This is a genomic window from Streptomyces sp. HPF1205 (genome assembly GCF_020400825.1).
GTDB lineage: Bacteria > Actinomycetota > Actinomycetes > Streptomycetales > Streptomycetaceae > Actinacidiphila.
Genome location: NZ_JAINVH010000009.1, coordinates 1 through 17,211 on the forward strand (window position 1 = coordinate 1; position 17,211 = coordinate 17,211).

The following is a 17,211-nucleotide window of genomic DNA, read 5'->3' on the forward strand; positions in this document are numbered from 1 at the left end:
GCGGTCACCGTTCCCCCTGCCGGGTTCGTCCTCTGATAGGCATGGCAGGTGTCCTCCATCGTCACGGTCGCCGATTGCGAACGGGTCCAGGCCAGTTGGTACCGGACGCGCACCGAGATCCTGGGTGGCAGCTTGTGGGACGACGGGCCGTTGACCTGGATGAGCGGGGCCGACGGCATGCACCTGATGTTCCCGAGCGAGTTGCCGCGGGCCGCGCTGGCACGAGGTGTCGAACGGGCCCGCGATCTCGGCGTCGACATCGGGGTCTGGCTCAACTCGGCGGTGGACGCGTTCTCGCTGGCGAATGCAGGGTTCGAACGCGGCTGGTCGCCGTGGTGGATGACCGCGCCGATCGCCGACATCGGGCCGGCCGGCGACCCCCGCATCGAGTTGCAGGACGACTCCGCCGACTACACCGGGGAACACGCCGACTACCGCGCCGAACTCGCCCTGGCACGCGCCCGGCCCCGGCACTCCTGGTATGCCGCCGCCTATACCCGCCCTGCCGGCCGGTTCGCCGGGCGAGCTTGGTCGCACCGGTCCGGCAACCTGGCCGGCGTGTTCGACATGGCGGTCTGGCCCCCGTTCCGTCGCCGTGGCCTGGGCACCGGACTGCTGCGTGCCGTGTGCGCCGCGGCCGGCGCGGCCGGGGCCACCCACGCGGTGCTCAACGCGACTCCCGAGGGACGACTGCTCTATCAGCGACACGGCTTCGTCCACATCGGCGAGGGCATCACCTGGTGGCTCCACCCCGAACCCTGAGCCCGGCCATCGGGCCCTTGGCCGCTTCCTGCCCGTAACCGACCCACGCTCCCCGGGGCACGGCCGACATCTGCCCTGGTGGGCGGGTACGGAGGATACGAGATTCGAACTCGTGAGGGGTTGCCCCCGACACGCTTTCCAACTGCTCGCCGCTGCGAACAGGGTGGGGCGAGGCGTTCTGACCTGGGGCGGAGTGGGTGGTGGTGGACGTCTCGGACAGGGCCGGACAGGGCCGGACAGGGCTGAACGAGACCAGAACCGAGACCACGGCGCCGGGTCATACCTTCTTGACGACGATGACGTCGGGGAGGAGTTTCTCCAGGTCGTCCACGTCCGAGGTGAAGACGGTGACCTGCCCCTTCTGCTGGCGTGCGATGACAGCGAGCGTGCCATCGATCGCGTACTCGTGGCCGTCCAGCTTGGCGTCAGCGAGGAGGCGCCGGGCTGCTGCCGCGCGCTCGTCCCCGGTGACCGGGCCGTGTTCCTCCTGCAGCCAGTCGACCAGCTCCAGCAGTCGGTCCCGGTCCCGCTTGAAACGTAGTGCTTCGGCTACATACGCCGAAAGTCCCCGCTCAGCCGCCTCGGCGCGGATCTCGTCCAGGAGATCCTCGGGGATCGTCACTGTCACTTTCTTGGTCGCCATATACAACACCATTCTTTTGGTGCAAGGGCCCGTACCGGCGGGCCGCCGGGCCGACGATTCGGTGGTCAGGCGGCGATGCCGGGGCGGGGGGTGCCGTGGAAGACCTGCGTGGTGTGCCAGGTGCGGTGGGCCGCGGCGACGGGGGCGGCACCCGGCTGGGGGCCGATGAGGGGGCGGCCGGCCAGCGCGACGACGTGCTCGCGGGCAGCGGCACTGTGGCCGACGAAGCGCTGCGACACCAGGACGCGGTCGCCGTCGCCTATGCCGAGGACGCCTTTGTCGAAGAGCTTGTGGTGCAGGGAGCACAGGCACAGGCCGTTGTCGACGTCGTCCGGGCCGCCGAAGGCCCACCAGCGCACGTGCGCGGCCTCAAGCCCGACCGGCACCGCGCCGATCCTGCCGTCGTACCCGCAGAAGGCGCACCGGTACTCGTAGGCGGTCAGGACCAGTTCCCGCATGTGCGGGTCCCGCGGCCTGCGGACGGGCGTGAACTGTCCGGTTTCGGCCGGCTCCAGCTCCAGGCCGACCGCTTCGCACAGTTCCCCGTGGAGCGAGGGCGCGAAGTGCTGGTCCAGCAGGACTCGCGCCATCCGGCCGAGCAGTTCGGGTTCGCGGCGCAGCGCCGCACGCAGTCCGGGAGCCAGCCGCCCCGCCGCGCCCGTGGCCCGCAGTTCCCGTACGCCGCTGCCCGGGCTGCCGGGGCCCCGGTCGGTGCTGACCTCCCAGACCCCGTCACTGACCAGGTGATGAAACGGATAGGCGGGCGTCGTCCTGCGGGGCGGACCGTACTCCGCCAGCAGCCGCTGCAGGTCCGCCTCGACGGCGCTGTACCGCAGTTCGGCCTCGGTGTCCCGCTGGAACCGGCCAAGGGCGTAGAGGAGCAGCAGCGGTTTGTGCGGAGCGCGCGTCCCGCTCCTGCTCCACTGCCGCAACGTCGCCGCCCGCTCCAGCCAGTCCATGGCCGACGAGCGTAACGCCCGGGTACCGGCTCGTACGCGGCGATCGCAGGAACAGCGGCCGGAGCAACCCCCGCTGCTCCGGCTTGGTGCCGCCATCCATCAGGGAACACACGACCGTCTTCAGCGCGGTGGAGCGTCCCCGTCAGGCTGGTCCGACGATGGTGCCTGGGCGTAGAGGGTGGCCAAATCGATCAACCGGATGGCGGGCCGGTTCCCGTATCCCCAAGGACGGCGCCGGCCACCGGAGGCGTTGCCGCCGGCAGAGTTGCGGGCCCCGGCTGCGCAGTGCCGCAGCCGCACGGCTCCGCCTCCGAAAGGCGGGCCGCCCCCTCCGCCGGACCCCGTCCGGCCTGCGACGCCGCGGGCCGCAACGGGGTCCGCGAGGCGTGGACGGATGCGTCCGTGGCCGTATCCGTCCAGCTGATCCCACTTCCGACTCATGTGACCGGTGGCGATGCTGCATGACGTCAGCAGACGCACCTATCAATGGAGTTGTCGATGCGGAAGTTCTCCGGAGTCCGCCGCGCGGTCACCGGCCTGGTGGCCGCCGGCGCCCTCGCGGCCGGCCTGTTCACCGCGAGTACCGGTACCGCCCAGGCGGACACCACCTGCAGCGGGAGCGTCTCCGTCTACGGCGTCCTGTCCGACGGACAGCTGACGTACTCGGCCATCGACCCGTCCAACGGGGACCGGCTCAAGACGCTCATCGGGCCCGCTCTCGGCTTCACACCGAAGGCGATGGCCACCCTGAACTTCAACACCGTTCTGGTCACCTCGACCTCGGGTGACCTCTACCGCGTCGACATCCAGACGAACGTCAACGCCCTCACCCTGGCGGGGGTGACGAAGATCTGGGACGGCGGCTGGACCTTCGACAAGCTCGCCTACGACGGCCGCGGCCACCTCTTCGGCACGGTCAACGGCACCCTGATGCAGTACCTCGTCTCCGAGGACAAGCCGGCCGGCGCCGCCCACATAGGCCAGCGGACCGTCATCGGCGACGGATTCGTCCTCAAGACCCTCACCACCACCGGGCAGGACCGGCTGCTGGCCACCAGCTCCGACGGACGCCTCCTCGACTACGCCGTCGACAGCACGTCCACCACCAAATGGGTGGCCCACACGCTCAAGTCCGACGGCTGGTCCGGCTTCAACCAGCTCCTGTCGCCCGGCGGTGGCCTGTACTACGGCCGGACCTCGGCCGGAGGCATGTACTGGTACAAGGACGCCAACCCGCTCGACGGCAGCGGCAGCGACATCGCCTACCACAACGACGACCCGGTGGACGCGTCCGGCTGGACGCAGACGCTCCTGTCCGCCATGCCCAACAGCTACTCCTGCACCAGCGTCCTCGACCGGGACAACATCACCGAGGTCAAGGCCGTCGGCCGTCAGATGATGAACGACTTCAAGTCGAGCTGGGCCACCACTTCTCAGTGGTCCTGCCTGGAAACCCTCTGGGACCACGAGAGCGGCTGGCGCTGGAACGCCGACAACCCGACCTCCTCCGCGTACGGAATCCCGCAGGCCCTGCCCGGTTCCAAGATGCAGTCCGCGGGAGCGGACTGGCTGACGAACCCCGTCACGCAGATCGCCTGGGGCCTCGACTACATCAACCAGGTCTACGGCTCCCCCTGCGCGGCGTGGAGCGCCTGGCAGAGCCGCGACCCCCACTGGTACTAGGCCGTGTCCGACGGCACGTCACAGCCGGGAAGGCTCCCGGCTGCCCAAAACAAGGAGTTCTTCATGAACCTCAATCGCGTCCGTAAGTCACTGACCGGCGCCCTGGCCGCCGCCGCCATGTCCGCGGGCTTCCTCACGGTCTCCGCCGGCGCGGCCCACGCCCTGGCGTCCTGCGGCGGCGACGTATCGGTGTACGGCGTGCTGTCCGACGGCAGACTCACGTACACGGCCATCGCCCCCGATACAGGCGACCGGGTACGGACCCTGATCGGACCGGCCCTCGGCTTCACGCCGAAGGCGATGGCCACCTTGAACTTCAACACCGTCCTCGTCACCTCCACCACGGGCGACCTGTACCGGGTGGACATCCAGACCAACGTCAGCGCCCTCACCCTGGCGGGGGTGACGAAGATCTGGGACGGCGGCTGGACCTTCGACAAGCTCACCTACGACGGCCACGGGCACCTGTACGGCACGGTCGACGGCCAACTGCACCAGTACGTCGTCTCCGAGGACAAGCCCTCGGGTCCCGCGCACATCGGCCAGCACGCGATCATCGGCACCGGGTTCGTCCTGAAGACGCTGGCGGCCGCGGGGGACGACCAGCTCATCGCCTCCACCAGCGACGGCCGTCTGCTCAGCTACAAGATCAACGGCGTGAACGACTGGGACCGCGGGGTCCTGGCGGCGAGCGGCTGGTCCGCGGTCGACTCCCTCACCTCCCCAGGCGGCGGCCTCTACTACGGCCGGACCAACGGCGGCATGTACTGGTACACCGACGCGGACCCGTTCGACAACGACGGCGGGGACCTGACGTACCACTCCAGCGACCCCGTCGACACCTCCGGCTGGACGCAGACGATTCTCTCGGCGTCGGGCGGCAACTGCGCTTACGTACCCGATACCCCGCCCACCTCGACGCTGGGCGGCTCCATCGCCCGCAGCGAGGTCCTCACCCGGGCCAAGGACTGGTACGACCGGGACGTGCCGTATGACAAGTACTCCTACGCTTGGGACCTGATCCATTCCAGGGAGTACCGGGAGGACTGCTCCGGGTTCGTCTCCATGGCCTGGCACCTCACCGATTCCTACTCGACCTCGACCCTTTACCAGGTCAGCTCCACGATCTCCAAGGGCTCCCTGCGTCCCGGCGACGCCCTGAACTACGCGGGCACGCACACCGTCCTGTTCATCGGGTGGAAGGACCAGGACGCCGGGACCTTCTACTACTACTCCGAGTCCAACCCGTCCGCGGACATGGAGTACGGCACGGCGAACGTCTACAGCGGCAACATCGCCGGCTGGCCCGCGACGTCCTACGCGGCCATCCGGTACGACAAGATCGCCTGACCCCGCGGCAGGCGCACCCCCGGTACGACCTCGGCCCCACCGCCCGCCGCGGGCGATGGGGCCGAGGCGTCGCTCCCGTACGGCGCCCGCTCCCGTACACCGCGGGTGGGCCCCGGGACGTGACCGGCCGTCAGCCGGCCGGCAGCCAGCCCTGCTGCGCGGCGCGGACTCCGGCCTGGAAGCGGCTGCGGGCGCCGAGGCGTTCGATCAGGTCGGTGGTGACGCGGCGGGCCGTACGCGGCGAGACACCGAGGCGGCGGGCGATCGCCTCGTCGGTGTGTCCTTCGGCGAGCAGCGACAGCGCCGCCTGCTCCTGGGGGGTGAGCCCGTGGGCATCGCGCACGGGCGCCTCGCCCAGCGGCCGGCCGGCCGCCCAGGTGCTTTCGAACAGGGCGCACAGCGCGGTCACCGTGCCCTGACCGGTCAGAATGACGGCGCCGGCCGCGGTGTCGTCACTGCGGACCGGGATGACGGCGCTCGCCTGGTCGAGGATGATCATCCGGGTCGGCAGGGTGGGCACGGTACGGACCTGCCCGCCGTGCTCGGCCAGCCATTCGGCATGGGCGACGGTGGGTGCGTTGTTGCGGATGCTGTCGAGGTAGAGCGTGCGGATGCGGACACCGCGCTCCAGTAGCTGCAGGTCCAGCGGGCGGGCGGCGGCCATGCCCTCCTCTGTCTGTGCGCTGCTGGGGTTGAAGCCCATGACCTCCGTCTTGACCTGCCGGGTCAACGTGGCCAGGCGGTCGCGTATCCGGTCCAGGCCCGTGAGCTGCTCGACCCCTGGGCTCGGCGCCCCGGACCGCAGCTCGGCGTATTCCGCGATGAGCTGGGCGGCGCTGGCCCGGGACGCCTCCAGGTGCTGCTGCCGGCGGGCCAGTTCGTGCTGCTGACGGGCCAGCAGCAGTTCCAGGCCCAGGTCGGGTGAGACGGCGCGCAGCGAGCCCTCGCGTTCGTAGGAAGGACGGACCAGCGCCAGACCGCTCAACGTGTCCAGCGCGGCGCGGACCTGGTCCTCGCCCAGGCCCAGGGCCTCGCCGATGGCCGTGACTCCGTCCCGCGGCCGGGCGAGCATCGCCCGGTAGACCGCCTCGGCGTCGGCGTCGAGCCCAAGTGTGGTGAGCATGAGTGGTTTCCCCCCGCGTGAAGACCTTCTGCTGACCTCCTTGCTGTGCGCAGATACTCTCAGGATCGGGGTCCGGATGTGACGACTTCGCACTGCCCGGGCTCTGGCCTGTTCCGTCCACGGCCGGAAATTGCCCGGGGACTGCATTGGCCGCCCGGCGGCGGGATTGCGACGGTGATCGCATGTACCTCGTGCACCTGCACCTGCGCCCCACCGACGATTCCCCGTTCAGCGCCCTGCCCGACCGGATCTGCACCGGGCTCCGTGCGGCGGCAAGAGCGGAGGACGGCGTGGAACACGTGGTCCTCCACGGTGATGCCCGTCCGTACCCGGTACTGGGCGTGTATGTGGTCGCGGACCGCCTTGAGGACGCGGAGGCCAACGCCGCCCGCGCATGGGAACGCGCGCTGACGGCATACCCCGAACTCGGTGGGTGGGACATGGTGGAGGCCCGCACACCGCTCATCGCGTCCTTCTACGAGGAGGGTTCCACGAGGGGTTGTCCGGCGCCCCCGCGGAGCCGGGCCGAAAACGGCCAGGACCGGTTCCGGCCACCGGAGCTTCCTTTCCAGCCGGACGATCGGCAGGGATGGTGAACCTGCCGGAAAGGACCCGGAAAGGACACCGCTCCGACAGCGACCAGAGCAGGGAGCCGCATCGGCGACGATCCGGAGCAGACCGGCCACCCTCCCTCAGATCCCTGCATCCCCTCAGGTTCCCTCAGATCCGCGCAGAACAGGACCCGCCATGCTTCGCATCCGACTCGCTTCGACCGCCGCCCTGCTCCTCGCCCTCTCGGCCGGCACCGGTCTCGCCCTCCAGTCCGCGGTGGCTTCCTCCTCCACCTCGGACACGGTCGCCCAGAGCGCCCAGCCCCGGACCACCAAGACGCCGCCGCCCTCCGGCGGCGACATGTACTGGGACCCGATCCACCCCTGACCCGACGCGAGAACGGTGGCCCCCGCACGTGACCGACCCCACGCCCGAGGAGGCCGCCCGGAAGATCGAAAGGGCGATCCGGGGAGGCCCCGCGACCACCCCTGTGGACAAAGACCAGGACAACGCGGTCTGCGATAGCAAGGAAGGGGCTCCGCTGGTGACCAGCGGAGCCCCTTCGTCGCGCCTGTTCAGGCGGGCTGCGGAGGATACGAGATTCGAACTCGTGAGGGGTTGCCCCCAACACGCTTTCCAAGCGTGCGCCCTAGGCCTCTAGGCGAATCCTCCGCCGCAAAGAGTACAGGTTGTGGAGGGGTGGGTGCGAACTCGATCGGGGGTGGGTGGTGGGGTAGGGTTGGCCGCAGCCCCTCACGTGGCGCTATCTCGCTGAACCCCCCCAGGGCCGGAAGGCAGCAAGGGTAGGTGAGCTCTGGCGGGTGCGTGAGGGGTCTTTGCCGTTCGGGGGGAGTGGCGGCGGCGGGCGGGGCGCGGTGTCGGTGGGCGCGGATAGGCTCGTAGGCGTGTCCCTCGCTCTGTATCGCCGCTACCGGCCCGAGACCTTCGCAGAGGTCATCGGGCAGGAGCACGTCACCGACCCGCTGCAGCAGGCGCTGCGGAACAACCGGGTCAATCACGCGTACCTGTTCAGCGGGCCGCGGGGGTGCGGGAAGACGACCAGCGCCCGGATTCTGGCCCGGTGCTTGAACTGCGAGCAGGGGCCGACCCCGACGCCGTGCGGGGAGTGCCGCTCGTGCCGGGACCTGGCCAGGAACGGACCGGGGTCGATCGACGTCATCGAGATCGACGCGGCCTCGCACGGCGGTGTGGACGATGCCCGTGACCTGCGGGAGAAGGCGTTCTTCGGGCCCGCGGGCAGCCGCTACAAGATCTACATCATCGACGAGGCCCACATGGTCACCTCGGCCGGGTTCAACGCCCTGCTGAAGGTGGTCGAGGAGCCGCCGGAGCATCTGAAGTTCATCTTCGCGACCACCGAGCCCGAGAAGGTCATCGGCACGATCCGGTCGCGCACGCACCACTACCCGTTCCGGCTGGTGCCCCCCGGCACCCTGCGCGAGTACCTGTCCGAGGTGTGCGAGCGCGAGGGGATCCAGGTCGAGGACGGGGTGTACCCGCTGGTGGTGCGGGCCGGCGCCGGCTCGGTGCGCGACTCGATGTCGGTCATGGACCAGCTGCTCGCCGGCGCCGGGGCGGACGGAGTGACGTACGCCATGGCCACCGCCCTGCTCGGCTACACCGACGCGGCGCTGCTCGACGACGTGGTGGACGGCTTCGCCGCCGGAGACGGCGCGGCGGTCTACGAGATCGTCGACCGCGTGATCGAGGGCGGCCACGACCCGCGCCGCTTCGTCGCCGACCTGCTGGAGCGCCTGCGCGACCTGGTGATCCTCGCCGCGGTGCCCGACGCGGTCGACAAGGGGCTCCTCGACGCGCCGCGCGACGTGGTCGAGCGGATGCAGGCCCAGGCGTCGGTATTCGGGGCGGCCGAGCTGAGCCGCGCCGCCGATCTCGTCAATACGGGGCTGACGGAGATGCGCGGCGCGACCTCGCCCCGGTTGCAGCTCGAACTGATCTGTGCCCGCGTGCTGCTGCCCGCCGCGTACGCCGACGAGCGGTCCGTACAGGCCCGGCTCGAACGGCTGGAGCGCGGAGCCGCCTTCCAAGGCGGTCCGGTGCAGGGCGGGTACGCCGGCGCGGGGGCGCCCGGTCCCGCCGGTCCCGCCGCCGCGCGCGCCGCCCTGGGACGTACGGGCCCGGACGCGCCCTCCCCGGACGCCCCGGCACCCGCGCCGGCACCTGTGTCCGCCCCCTCCGCGGCCCCGGCGCAGGAACCGGCGCCCGCCCCTTCCCAGGCCGCCCAACCGTCCGCGGACACTCCCGCACGGCCGTCCCCGCCTCCGTCGCCCGGCGACGGGGGGCCGGCGCGTCCGGGGGCCTGGCCGGTTGCGCAAGGGGGCGCGGGCGGTGCGGGCGCGCCGGGCGGCGGTACGTACGGGGGTGCGCCCGCGGGTGCGCCCGCGGGCGGTGGCGGGGGCGGAGGTGCCGCGCAGGCGCCGCGCCCGGGTGCCTGGCCGACGGCCGCGGTGCCCGGGGCCCCCGGGACCCCCGGGACCGTGAGCCCGCCCGTACCGCCCGCGCAGGGTCGTCCCCAGGCCCCGGCGGCCCCGGCACCGCAGCAGTCCGCCGGGCCGGCGGGCGCGGGGGCCGGTGGCGGCGGATCCATCGGAGACCCCTCGCGGGTGCGGCAGATGTGGCCGCAGATCCTGGAGGCGGTCAAGAGCCGCCGCCGGCTGACCTGGATGCTGCTGTTCAACAACGCGCAGGTCAGCGGCTTCGACGGCGAGACGCTGCAGATCGGGTTCGACAACCCCGGGGCCCGCAACAGCTTCGTCAACAACGGCAGCGAGGACATCCTCAAGCAGGCGATCAGCGACGCGCTGGGCGCCCAGTGGCGCATCGAGGCGATCGTCGATCCGTCCGGTGGCGGCGGCGGGTCGGCCGGCGGCCAAGCGGGCGGCCCCGGCGGCTTCGGCGGCCCCGGCACGGGCTTCGGTCCCGGGCCCGGTACGGGTTCGGGTTCGGGTTCCGGTCCGGGCTCCGGCGGTTTCGGTTACGGCGGGGCCGGCGGCGGCGGATCCCGGCCCCCCGGCTCCCCGCAGTCACCCGCGGGCCCGTCCTCGTACGGGCAGCAGGCGCAGGGCGTGGCGTACGGGCAGGCGGGCGGGCCGGGGCCCGCCGGCGGGCAGGGGCTCGGACAGGGCGTCGTCGCAGGTCAGGAGCGTTCGCTGGCCGGTGCGGCCCAGGCGGCCGTCCGGCAGGGGGATCGCGCGGCCGGCGGCAGCGGCGGCGCGCGTGCCGCCCACCTGACGGCGTCCGCACCTCCCGTCAACGACTATCCGCCGCCGCCGGAAGAGGACATTCCGGAGGACGACGACCCCGACCTGGTCGACTCCGCCCTCAGCGGCCACGATCTGTTCATAAGGGAGCTGGGCGCCACGGTGATCGAGGAGATCAAGCACGACTGACAGGGGCGCGCGGCCCCGGGCGGCGCGTCGCGGACGCGGCCGCGCGCCATCGTCCCTCTCGTACGCGCACGCCTCCTGAGCTGCGTAAACGCCGGGAGGAGGCCCATGGGCTACTCCCGGCGGAGTGCGCGGCGCGCCGATCCTCCGTACGGCGTAGGGCGCTGCGCCGTACGAGCACGTAGGCTCGCCCTGTCAGGCGAAAAAAGTGCGGCAGAGGCAGGAGCGATTCCGTGATCCCCGGTGGTCAGCCGAACATGCAGGCACTGCTCCAGCAGGCTCAGAAGATGCAGCAGGACCTGGCCGCGGCGCAGGAGGAACTCGCCGCGACCGAGGTGGAGGGCACCGCGGGCGGCGGGCTGGTCAAGGCGACGGTGACCGGCGCGGGCGAACTGCGTGCGCTGCAGATCGACCCGAAGGCCGTCGACCCGGACGACACCGAGACGCTGGCCGACCTGATCGTCGCCGCCGTCCACAACGCGAACGAGTCGGCGCAGGCGCTGCAGCAGGCCAAACTCGGCCCGCTTGCCCAGGGGCTGGGTGGAATGCCTGGTATGCCGTTCTAGCGGGTTCTTCTTGTCGCGGTGAGTGGCCGGAACCGTCCGTTCACACCCATGTGGGAGGAAAAACGATTCGGACCGGTCGTCACCCGGCGGCCCCGACGGCCCTGACGGACCCGACGGGCCCGGAAGACGCGGCAGATGCGGAAGACGCGGCAGACCAGCAAGTGAAGGCAGCAGACGAAGGAAGGCGTCCGGCGTGTACGAAGGCGTGGTTCAGGACCTGATCGACGAACTGGGCAGGCTGCCCGGCGTGGGTCCCAAGAGCGCGCAGCGGATCGCCTTCCACATCCTGCAGGCCGATCCGGCGGATGTGCGCAGGCTCGCTCACGCGCTGTCCGAGGTGAAGGCGAAGGTACGTTTCTGCGCGGTCTGCGGCAACGTCGCGCAGGACGAGCAGTGCCGGGTGTGCCGCGACCCGCGCCGCGACCCCTCGGTCATCTGCGTGGTCGAGGAGCCCAAGGACGTGGTGGCGATCGAGCGTACCCGCGAGTTCCGGGGGAAGTACCACGTACTGGGCGGGGCCATCAGCCCCATCGAAGGCGTGGGTCCTGACGATCTGCGGATCCGGGAGCTGCTGACGCGGCTCGCGGACGGGACGGTCACCGAGCTGATCCTGGCGACGGACCCCAACCTGGAGGGAGAGGCCACGGCCACGTACCTGGCCCGGATGGTGAAAGCCATGGGGCTTCGGGTGACGCGGCTGGCCAGCGGGCTCCCCGTGGGTGGCGACTTGGAGTACGCGGACGAGGTCACGCTGGGGCGGGCCTTCGAAGGGAGGCGGTTGCTGGATGTCTGAGACCGAGACGGTGACGAACAGGCCGGGGGGCGGCCGCTGGGGCGGCGGTCCCGGTAACGGTCCCGCTTCCGGTTCGGGTTCGGGTTCGGGTTCGGGTTCCGGTTCCGGGCGGGTCGTGGAGGCGTTGGCAGGGGTGGCGCCCGCGATGGCCGAGGTGGCAGCGGGGGCCGAGCCGGACGAGTTCGCGGTGCAGATCGCCGACCAGATCGAGAGCTTCATCCTCTCGATGCGCGAGATCGCCAAGGGCGACGACCCGGACAGCGCGGTGCCGTACCTGCTGCTCGAGGTATCGCAGTTGCTGCTGGCCGGCGGGCGGCTGGGCGCGCACGAGGACATCGTTCCCGACGAGCGGTACGAGCCGGACGTCGGCCCGGAGCCCGACGAGGACGACCTCCGGCAGCGGCTCGCGGCCCTGCTGGAGCCGATCGACGTCTACTCGGAGGTCTTCGACCCGTATGTGCCGAGGTCCACGCCTGTGGCGTGCCGGATCTCGGACGACATGGCCGACGTGGTGGCCGACCTCACCCATGGGCTCGCGCACTTCAAGGCGGGGCGGGTGTCCGAGGCGCTGTGGTGGTGGCAGTTCTCGTACCTGTCCAACTGGGGTCCGACCGTGAGCGCCTCGCTCCGGGCGCTGCAGTCGCTGGTCGCGCACGTACGGCTGGACAGCCCGCTGGACGAGCTCGACGGGCTCGACACCGGGGCCGACGGGGACGACGACGAGCAGCTCGCCAAGGAGGCGGGGCGCGTGATGGAGGCCGAGCTGGGGACGATCGGGCTGCGGCGGCGCGGGCGGTAGGCGCGTCAGGGGGCCGGGCGGGCGCCGCGGGCGGGGCGGCTGCCCTGGACGAGCCGTAGCCACGGGGGGCCGGGGCCACGGACGAGCCGGGGCCGTGCCGGACGGGGGCGTACGCTGGCGCGTACCGCATGATCACGTGGTGAACCGTACGTCTCAGCATGCGATACGACCGGGGCGGATCGGTCCTGCTCGTTAAACTGGGGTGACCGCACTAACCCTGAGCGAGGAGCGCACGTGGGTCTTGTCGTGCAGAAGTACGGCGGCTCCTCCGTCGCGGATGCCGAGGGCATCAAGCGCGTCGCCCGACGGATCGTGGACACCAAGAAGGCCGGCCACCGGGTGGTCGTCGTGGTGTCGGCGATGGGCGATACGACGGACGAGCTGATCGATCTCGCGGAGCAGGTGTCGCCGATCCCGTCCGGCCGAGAGTTCGACATGCTCTTGACCGCCGGAGAGCGCATTTCCATGGCGTTGCTGGCCATGGCGATCAAAAACCTGGGGCACGAGGCGCAGTCGTTCACGGGCAGCCAGGCCGGGGTGATCACCGACTCGGTGCACAACAAGGCGCGCATCATCGACGTGACGCCGGGCCGGATCCGTACCGCGCTGGACGAGGGCAACATCGCGATCGTGGCCGGGTTCCAGGGGGTGTCGCAGGACAAGAAGGACATCACCACGCTGGGACGGGGCGGTTCCGACACCACGGCGGTGGCGCTCGCCGCGGCGCTGGACGCCGAGGTGTGCGAGATCTACACGGACGTCGACGGTGTGTTCACCGCCGACCCGCGGGTCGTGAAGAAGGCCCGCAAGATGGACTGGATCGCGTTCGAGGACATGCTGGAGCTGGCCAGCTCGGGGTCGAAGGTGCTGCTGCACCGCTGCGTGGAGTACGCGCGCCGGTACAACATCCCGATCCACGTACGGTCCTCGTTCTCCGGACTTCCGGGCACCTGGGTCAGCAACGAACCACCAGAGGGAGACAGGCCGATGGAGCAGGCGATCATCTCCGGCGTGTCGCACGACACGTCCGAGGCGAAGATCACGGTCGTCGGGGTGCCGGACAAGCCGGGCGAGGCGGCCACGATCTTCCGCACCATCGCCGACGCCGAGATCAACATCGACATGGTGGTGCAGAACGTGTCGGCCGCCGCCACCGCCCTCACCGACATTTCCTTCACGCTGCCCAAGTCCGAGGGGCACAAGGCCATGGAGGCGCTGACCAAGGCGCAGCCGGTCATCGGCTTCGACTCGCTGCGCTACGACGACCAGATCGGCAAGATCTCGCTGGTCGGGGCCGGGATGAAGACCAACCCCGGGGTCACGGCGACCTTCTTCGAGGCCCTGTCCAACGCCGGCGTCAACATCGAGCTCATCTCGACGTCCGAGATCCGCATCTCGGTGGTGACCCGGATCGACGACGTGAAGCCGGCCGTGCAGGCGGTCCACTCGGCGTTCGGCCTCGACAGCGACACGGACGAGGCGGTCGTGTACGGGGGGACCGGGCGCTGAGGCATTTCCGCTGAGGCGCTTGTGCTGAGGCGCTTGCGCCGCCGGTGCAGGGACTTCCCGGGACGCCCGCACATCCGGTGCGGGCGTCCCGCAGGTCCGTCGGTGTGTGTGCGTGCGCGTACGTCCGCCGTTCGCTTTGCCTAACGTCCGCCGTGTGTGCCTGCGGGTGCCCGCATGTTGCCTACGGGTGCCGCGCATGTGCCCGCGGGTGCCCGCGTGTGTCTGCGCGTGTGCGCTGCGGCTCGGTGCCGGTGGGTGCGGGAGGCGTCATCAGCCTTGCCCGCGCCGGGAATTCATAGAACTGGTGGTATGGACCACTTGAACCAGCCCGCCCACGCGGTGGACAATCTTCCTTTCCCTCGGCTGCAACCGACGCTTGTGGGGGAGCGTCTTTGTGTCAGCGCACTGCCCTAGGGTGCTCAGGGTGCTGCCGCTCGGCGGCACGTTCCGGGGGAAGCATCGGGCGCAAAAGGGGCGTTGAGGAAGAGCTGGTACGCATGGGGATATCTGACGCTCCGTCGGGCGGTGTGTCATGCGCGTACAACCCTGGCGGGGGGATGCGTGTCCAATTGGCGTGGCGGAGGCACTGGGCATCGAGACATCATTCGGGCGGTCGGGCAGTGTCGTCGTGCCGCCGCGCATCCCGCGCCCTCGCCCGGCGCGCGGTGCCGCGGGCGGTATCCCGGTGATCGCGCCCTGGCCGGTACGCGTGGCCAACGGCCCGGGAAGCCCCGCCGGTCCCGGCGGACCCGGCGGATCGAGCGGCTCCGGCGGCGCCGAGGTTCTGGACGGCTCCGCCCGGCCCGGCGGTCCGGGCGGCTCCACGGACGCCGTCGCCGGGGGCGCTGACTCCGCGATGGCCGTCGGCACCACGGTCGACCACCTCACCGAGACCTACCGCGCGCACTACCGCTCCCTGCTCGGCCTGGCCGCGCTCCTGCTGGACGACACCGCCTCGTGCGAGGACGTGGTCCAGGAGGCCTTCATACGGGTGCACTCGGCCCGCAGCCGGGTCCGGGACCCGGAGAAGACCCTCGCTTACCTCCGCCAGACCGTCGTCAACCTCTCCCGTTCGGCGCTTCGTCGGCGCATCCTCGGCCTCAAGCTGCTGTCCAAGCCCATGCCGGACATGGCCAGCGCCGAAGAGGGCGCGTACGAGCTCTTGGAACGCGATCAGCTCAAGGCCGCCATGCGCTCCCTGCAACGCAGGCAACGCGAGGTGCTCGTGCTGCGCTACTTCGCCGACATGACCGAGGCGCAGGTCGCCGAGACCCTGGGGATATCCCTGGGCTCGGTGAAGGCTTACGGTTCGCGAGGCATCGCGGCGCTGCGCGTCGCGATGGAGGCAACGGCATGACCAGCCCCAACGCTCCCGATGACGCTCACGCCATGGATCAGCCCAACTCACCCGATTCTCCCTTCCGGAGCTTCAAGAGCTACCGCAGCTCCCAGCGCGACGGGTCGCGGCCCGGCCAACCGCACGCACAGCCCTCCCCCGACCCGGACGCGGAACTGGGCCCGGACTCGGGCTCGGGCTCGGACCTGGGGGCGAGCCCGGAGGCGGAACCGCGCCTGGGCCTTGAGCACGGCACCCTTTCCCCCGGACCGGACGGGGAACCCCGCCGGTCGGCCCCGGACGACCGGGGCACGGCGGACGGCCCGGCTGTGGCGGACCGGGGGGAGCCGGACGGGCCGGGTGAGTGGAGCGGGGCCGCGGCGAGCGCGGGCCCGCTGGAGGAGCCGCAGAGTTCGGACGGCCGTGGCGAGCCGGCGGTCGGTGGGCTCGGCGAGACCTCCGACGAGGAACTCCTGCGCATGTGGATGCGCAACGCCGTCCAGGGCATGGAGGGGTCCCCCCATGCGCTGGACCACCTGCGACGCGCCATTCCGGCACGCCGCAGGCACCGGCGCCAGGCCCTGGCGGGCAGCGTCGCCGCCATCCTCCTGGCGGGCATGGCCATCCCCGCGCTGCTGCGGGCCACCGACACCACCCATAGTGACGACGCCGCTTCTCAGAACGTCGCCAGCTCCCACGCGGCCGCCCCCGGCGAGGACGGGCACACCAGCACCTGGCCCGGCTCCGACGGCCCGTCGGGACGAACCAGTACCGTGCCCGGCGCCGAACCGAGCAAGCAGCAGCCGAACGTCGGCCCCGGCGTGCCCTCCGCCCTGGTCAGCACCCCCTCCCAGTCCGAGACCCCGGTGGTTCCGGACTGCTCCAGCGCCCAGCTCGGCCAGGGGACCGGCCAGGCCGGAGCCCCGGACGCCGACGGCCGCGTCTACGGCTGGTTCCGCGTCGCCAACGTCTCCACCACCGCCTGCACCGTGCCGGGCCCGGGCCTGGTGCACGCCGCTGCCGTGGGCGCCGCCGACGCGGAGCGCATCCAGGTCGTGAACCACAGCGCGGGCGATCCGGCCGCGGGCCTCCCGGCCACCACCACAGCCGGCCCCTTCGTCCTCGATCCGGGCGAGGACTACGAGGTCGACTTCGCCTGGGTGCCCGCCTCCGACGGCCCGGGCGGCTGTGCCGCTCCCAGCACGCCGTCCGCCTCACCCACGCCGACGCCCACCCCGACCGACTCCAGCAGCCCGGCCGCCGCCGCTCCCGACGCGGCCTCCGACGGCAACAGCCCGCAGTCCGGCGCCGACGCTTCACCCTCACCGGCGCCGGGAAGCGTCGCCCTCAGCCACACCCCCGCCGCCGGCGCCCCCGTCGTCACCGGCCCGGTCATCCAGAACGCCTGCGCCGGCACCGTCTACACGACCCCCGCGACGCCCGCGCCGACCAGCACGCCCTCGCCGGGCTCCTGAGCCGGAGCTTTGAGCCGGGCTTTTGCGCCAGGGTCCCGAGCCGGGCTCCTGAGCCGGAGCCTTGAGCCGGAGTCCCGGTCCGGGGCACCTGGACCGGCGTCCGGTGTCCTGGGCCGCTCCTGAGCCGGAGTCCTCGCCCGGATCATGGGAGGGCGTCTGGACCGCGGCCTTGAGCGAACAGCGGGGACTCGGCCTCCCGGCAACCGGCTCCCCGAGCACGCGCACCCGCGGGG

The 17,211-nt window shown here is 71.5% G+C and carries 15 protein-coding genes, 1 tRNA gene and 1 other RNA gene; 13 read left to right on the forward strand and 4 right to left on the reverse strand.

What is annotated here, in order from left to right:
* The first annotated feature begins 48 nt into the window (after nt 1-48).
* Nucleotides 49-762 carry an N-acetyltransferase gene (locus K7G61_RS36940; protein WP_225846814.1) on the forward strand — a complete coding sequence of 238 codons (714 nt, stop codon included), beginning with the start codon at nt 49-51 and terminating at the stop codon, nt 760-762.
* 277 nt (nt 763-1,039) lie between these two features.
* On the opposite strand, the gene K7G61_RS12345 is transcribed toward K7G61_RS36940, so the two are convergent.
* The gene (locus tag K7G61_RS12345) at nt 1,040-1,405 is read right to left on the reverse strand and encodes a ribbon-helix-helix domain-containing protein (RefSeq protein WP_225846815.1); all 366 of its coding nucleotides are present in this window, start codon (nt 1,403-1,405) and stop codon (nt 1,040-1,042) included.
* Nucleotides 1,406-1,470: 65 nt separating this feature from the next.
* Nucleotides 1,471-2,364: a phosphorothioated DNA-binding restriction endonuclease gene (locus K7G61_RS12350; RefSeq protein WP_225846816.1), complete on the reverse strand. Its 894-nt coding sequence runs from the start codon at nt 2,362-2,364 to the stop codon at nt 1,471-1,473.
* Between the two features lie 498 nt (nt 2,365-2,862).
* Here K7G61_RS12350 and K7G61_RS12355 point away from each other — a divergent pair, with 498 nt between their 5' ends.
* Complete coding sequence (locus K7G61_RS12355) at nt 2,863-4,047, forward strand: tachylectin-related carbohydrate-binding protein (protein WP_225846817.1); 1,185 nt, start codon at nt 2,863-2,865, stop codon at nt 4,045-4,047.
* A gap of 63 nt (nt 4,048-4,110) precedes the next feature.
* Nucleotides 4,111-5,397 (forward strand): tachylectin-related carbohydrate-binding protein, encoded by a 1,287-nt coding sequence (locus K7G61_RS12360; RefSeq protein ID WP_225846818.1) that lies wholly within the window; start codon nt 4,111-4,113, stop codon nt 5,395-5,397.
* A gap of 130 nt (nt 5,398-5,527) precedes the next feature.
* Here K7G61_RS12360 and K7G61_RS12365 read toward each other — a convergent pair whose 3' ends face one another.
* A complete protein-coding gene (locus K7G61_RS12365; RefSeq protein ID WP_225846819.1) occupies nt 5,528-6,520 on the reverse strand; it encodes a LuxR family transcriptional regulator in 993 nt (330 codons plus the stop codon).
* A gap of 182 nt (nt 6,521-6,702) precedes the next feature.
* Between K7G61_RS12365 and K7G61_RS12370 the strand changes: the two genes are divergently transcribed.
* A complete protein-coding gene (locus K7G61_RS12370) occupies nt 6,703-7,116 on the forward strand; it encodes a hypothetical protein (protein WP_225846820.1) in 414 nt (137 codons plus the stop codon).
* 151 nt (nt 7,117-7,267) lie between these two features.
* A complete protein-coding gene (locus tag K7G61_RS12375) occupies nt 7,268-7,459 on the forward strand; it encodes a hypothetical protein (protein ID WP_225846821.1) in 192 nt (63 codons plus the stop codon).
* Between the two features lie 200 nt (nt 7,460-7,659).
* On the opposite strand, the gene K7G61_RS12380 is transcribed toward K7G61_RS12375, so the two are convergent.
* Nucleotides 7,660-7,744: transfer RNA gene (locus K7G61_RS12380), tRNA-Ser, on the reverse strand.
* Between the two features lie 75 nt (nt 7,745-7,819).
* Here K7G61_RS12380 and ffs point away from each other — a divergent pair.
* The 8 genes from ffs (at nt 7,820) to K7G61_RS36405 (ending at nt 16,978) form a co-directional block, all read left to right on the forward strand.
* Nucleotides 7,820-7,910, forward strand: an RNA gene (ffs, locus tag K7G61_RS12385) — signal recognition particle sRNA small type.
* Between the two features lie 67 nt (nt 7,911-7,977).
* Nucleotides 7,978-10,503: a DNA polymerase III subunit gamma and tau gene (locus K7G61_RS12390; protein ID WP_225846822.1), complete on the forward strand. Its 2,526-nt coding sequence runs from the start codon at nt 7,978-7,980 to the stop codon at nt 10,501-10,503.
* Nucleotides 10,504-10,733: 230 nt separating this feature from the next.
* Nucleotides 10,734-11,066 carry a YbaB/EbfC family nucleoid-associated protein gene (locus K7G61_RS12395; RefSeq protein WP_225846823.1) on the forward strand — a complete coding sequence of 111 codons (333 nt, stop codon included), beginning with the start codon at nt 10,734-10,736 and terminating at the stop codon, nt 11,064-11,066.
* A gap of 193 nt (nt 11,067-11,259) precedes the next feature.
* Complete coding sequence (gene recR, locus K7G61_RS12400; protein ID WP_225846824.1) at nt 11,260-11,859, forward strand: recombination mediator RecR; 600 nt, start codon at nt 11,260-11,262, stop codon at nt 11,857-11,859.
* Nucleotides 11,860-12,004: 145 nt separating this feature from the next.
* The gene (locus K7G61_RS12405; protein ID WP_225847026.1) at nt 12,005-12,658 is read left to right on the forward strand and encodes a DUF5063 domain-containing protein; all 654 of its coding nucleotides are present in this window, start codon (nt 12,005-12,007) and stop codon (nt 12,656-12,658) included.
* A gap of 234 nt (nt 12,659-12,892) precedes the next feature.
* Nucleotides 12,893-14,167, forward strand: coding sequence for an aspartate kinase (locus K7G61_RS12410; RefSeq protein ID WP_225846825.1), 1,275 nt, complete (start codon nt 12,893-12,895; stop codon nt 14,165-14,167).
* Nucleotides 14,168-14,741: 574 nt separating this feature from the next.
* Nucleotides 14,742-15,524 carry a SigE family RNA polymerase sigma factor gene (locus K7G61_RS12415; protein ID WP_308190629.1) on the forward strand — a complete coding sequence of 261 codons (783 nt, stop codon included), beginning with the start codon at nt 14,742-14,744 and terminating at the stop codon, nt 15,522-15,524.
* Nucleotides 15,521-16,978 (forward strand): hypothetical protein, encoded by a 1,458-nt coding sequence (locus tag K7G61_RS36405; RefSeq protein ID WP_263984283.1) that lies wholly within the window; start codon nt 15,521-15,523, stop codon nt 16,976-16,978. The genes K7G61_RS12415 and K7G61_RS36405 overlap by 4 nt, the downstream gene beginning before the upstream one ends.
* Nucleotides 16,979-17,211 lie beyond the last annotated feature (233 nt).

What these genes read in the sequence shown, in the direction of transcription:
- K7G61_RS12345 (WP_225846815.1), bottom strand. Translation starts at nt 1,405, where the DNA reads ATGGCGACCAAGAAAGTGACAGTGACGATCCCCGAGGATCTCCTGGAC.
- K7G61_RS12350 (WP_225846816.1), bottom strand. Translation starts at nt 2,364, where the DNA reads ATGGACTGGCTGGAGCGGGCGGCGACGTTGCGGCAGTGGAGCAGGAGC.
- K7G61_RS12355 (WP_225846817.1), top strand. Translation starts at nt 2,863, where the DNA reads ATGCGGAAGTTCTCCGGAGTCCGCCGCGCGGTCACCGGCCTGGTGGCC.
- K7G61_RS12360 (WP_225846818.1), top strand. Translation starts at nt 4,111, where the DNA reads ATGAACCTCAATCGCGTCCGTAAGTCACTGACCGGCGCCCTGGCCGCC.
- K7G61_RS12365 (WP_225846819.1), bottom strand. Translation starts at nt 6,520, where the DNA reads ATGCTCACCACACTTGGGCTCGACGCCGACGCCGAGGCGGTCTACCGG.
- K7G61_RS12370 (WP_225846820.1), top strand. Translation starts at nt 6,703, where the DNA reads ATGTACCTCGTGCACCTGCACCTGCGCCCCACCGACGATTCCCCGTTC.
- K7G61_RS12375 (WP_225846821.1), top strand. Translation starts at nt 7,268, where the DNA reads ATGCTTCGCATCCGACTCGCTTCGACCGCCGCCCTGCTCCTCGCCCTC.
- K7G61_RS12405 (WP_225847026.1), top strand. Translation starts at nt 12,005, where the DNA reads ATGGCCGAGGTGGCAGCGGGGGCCGAGCCGGACGAGTTCGCGGTGCAG.
- K7G61_RS36405 (WP_263984283.1), top strand. Translation starts at nt 15,521, where the DNA reads ATGACCAGCCCCAACGCTCCCGATGACGCTCACGCCATGGATCAGCCC.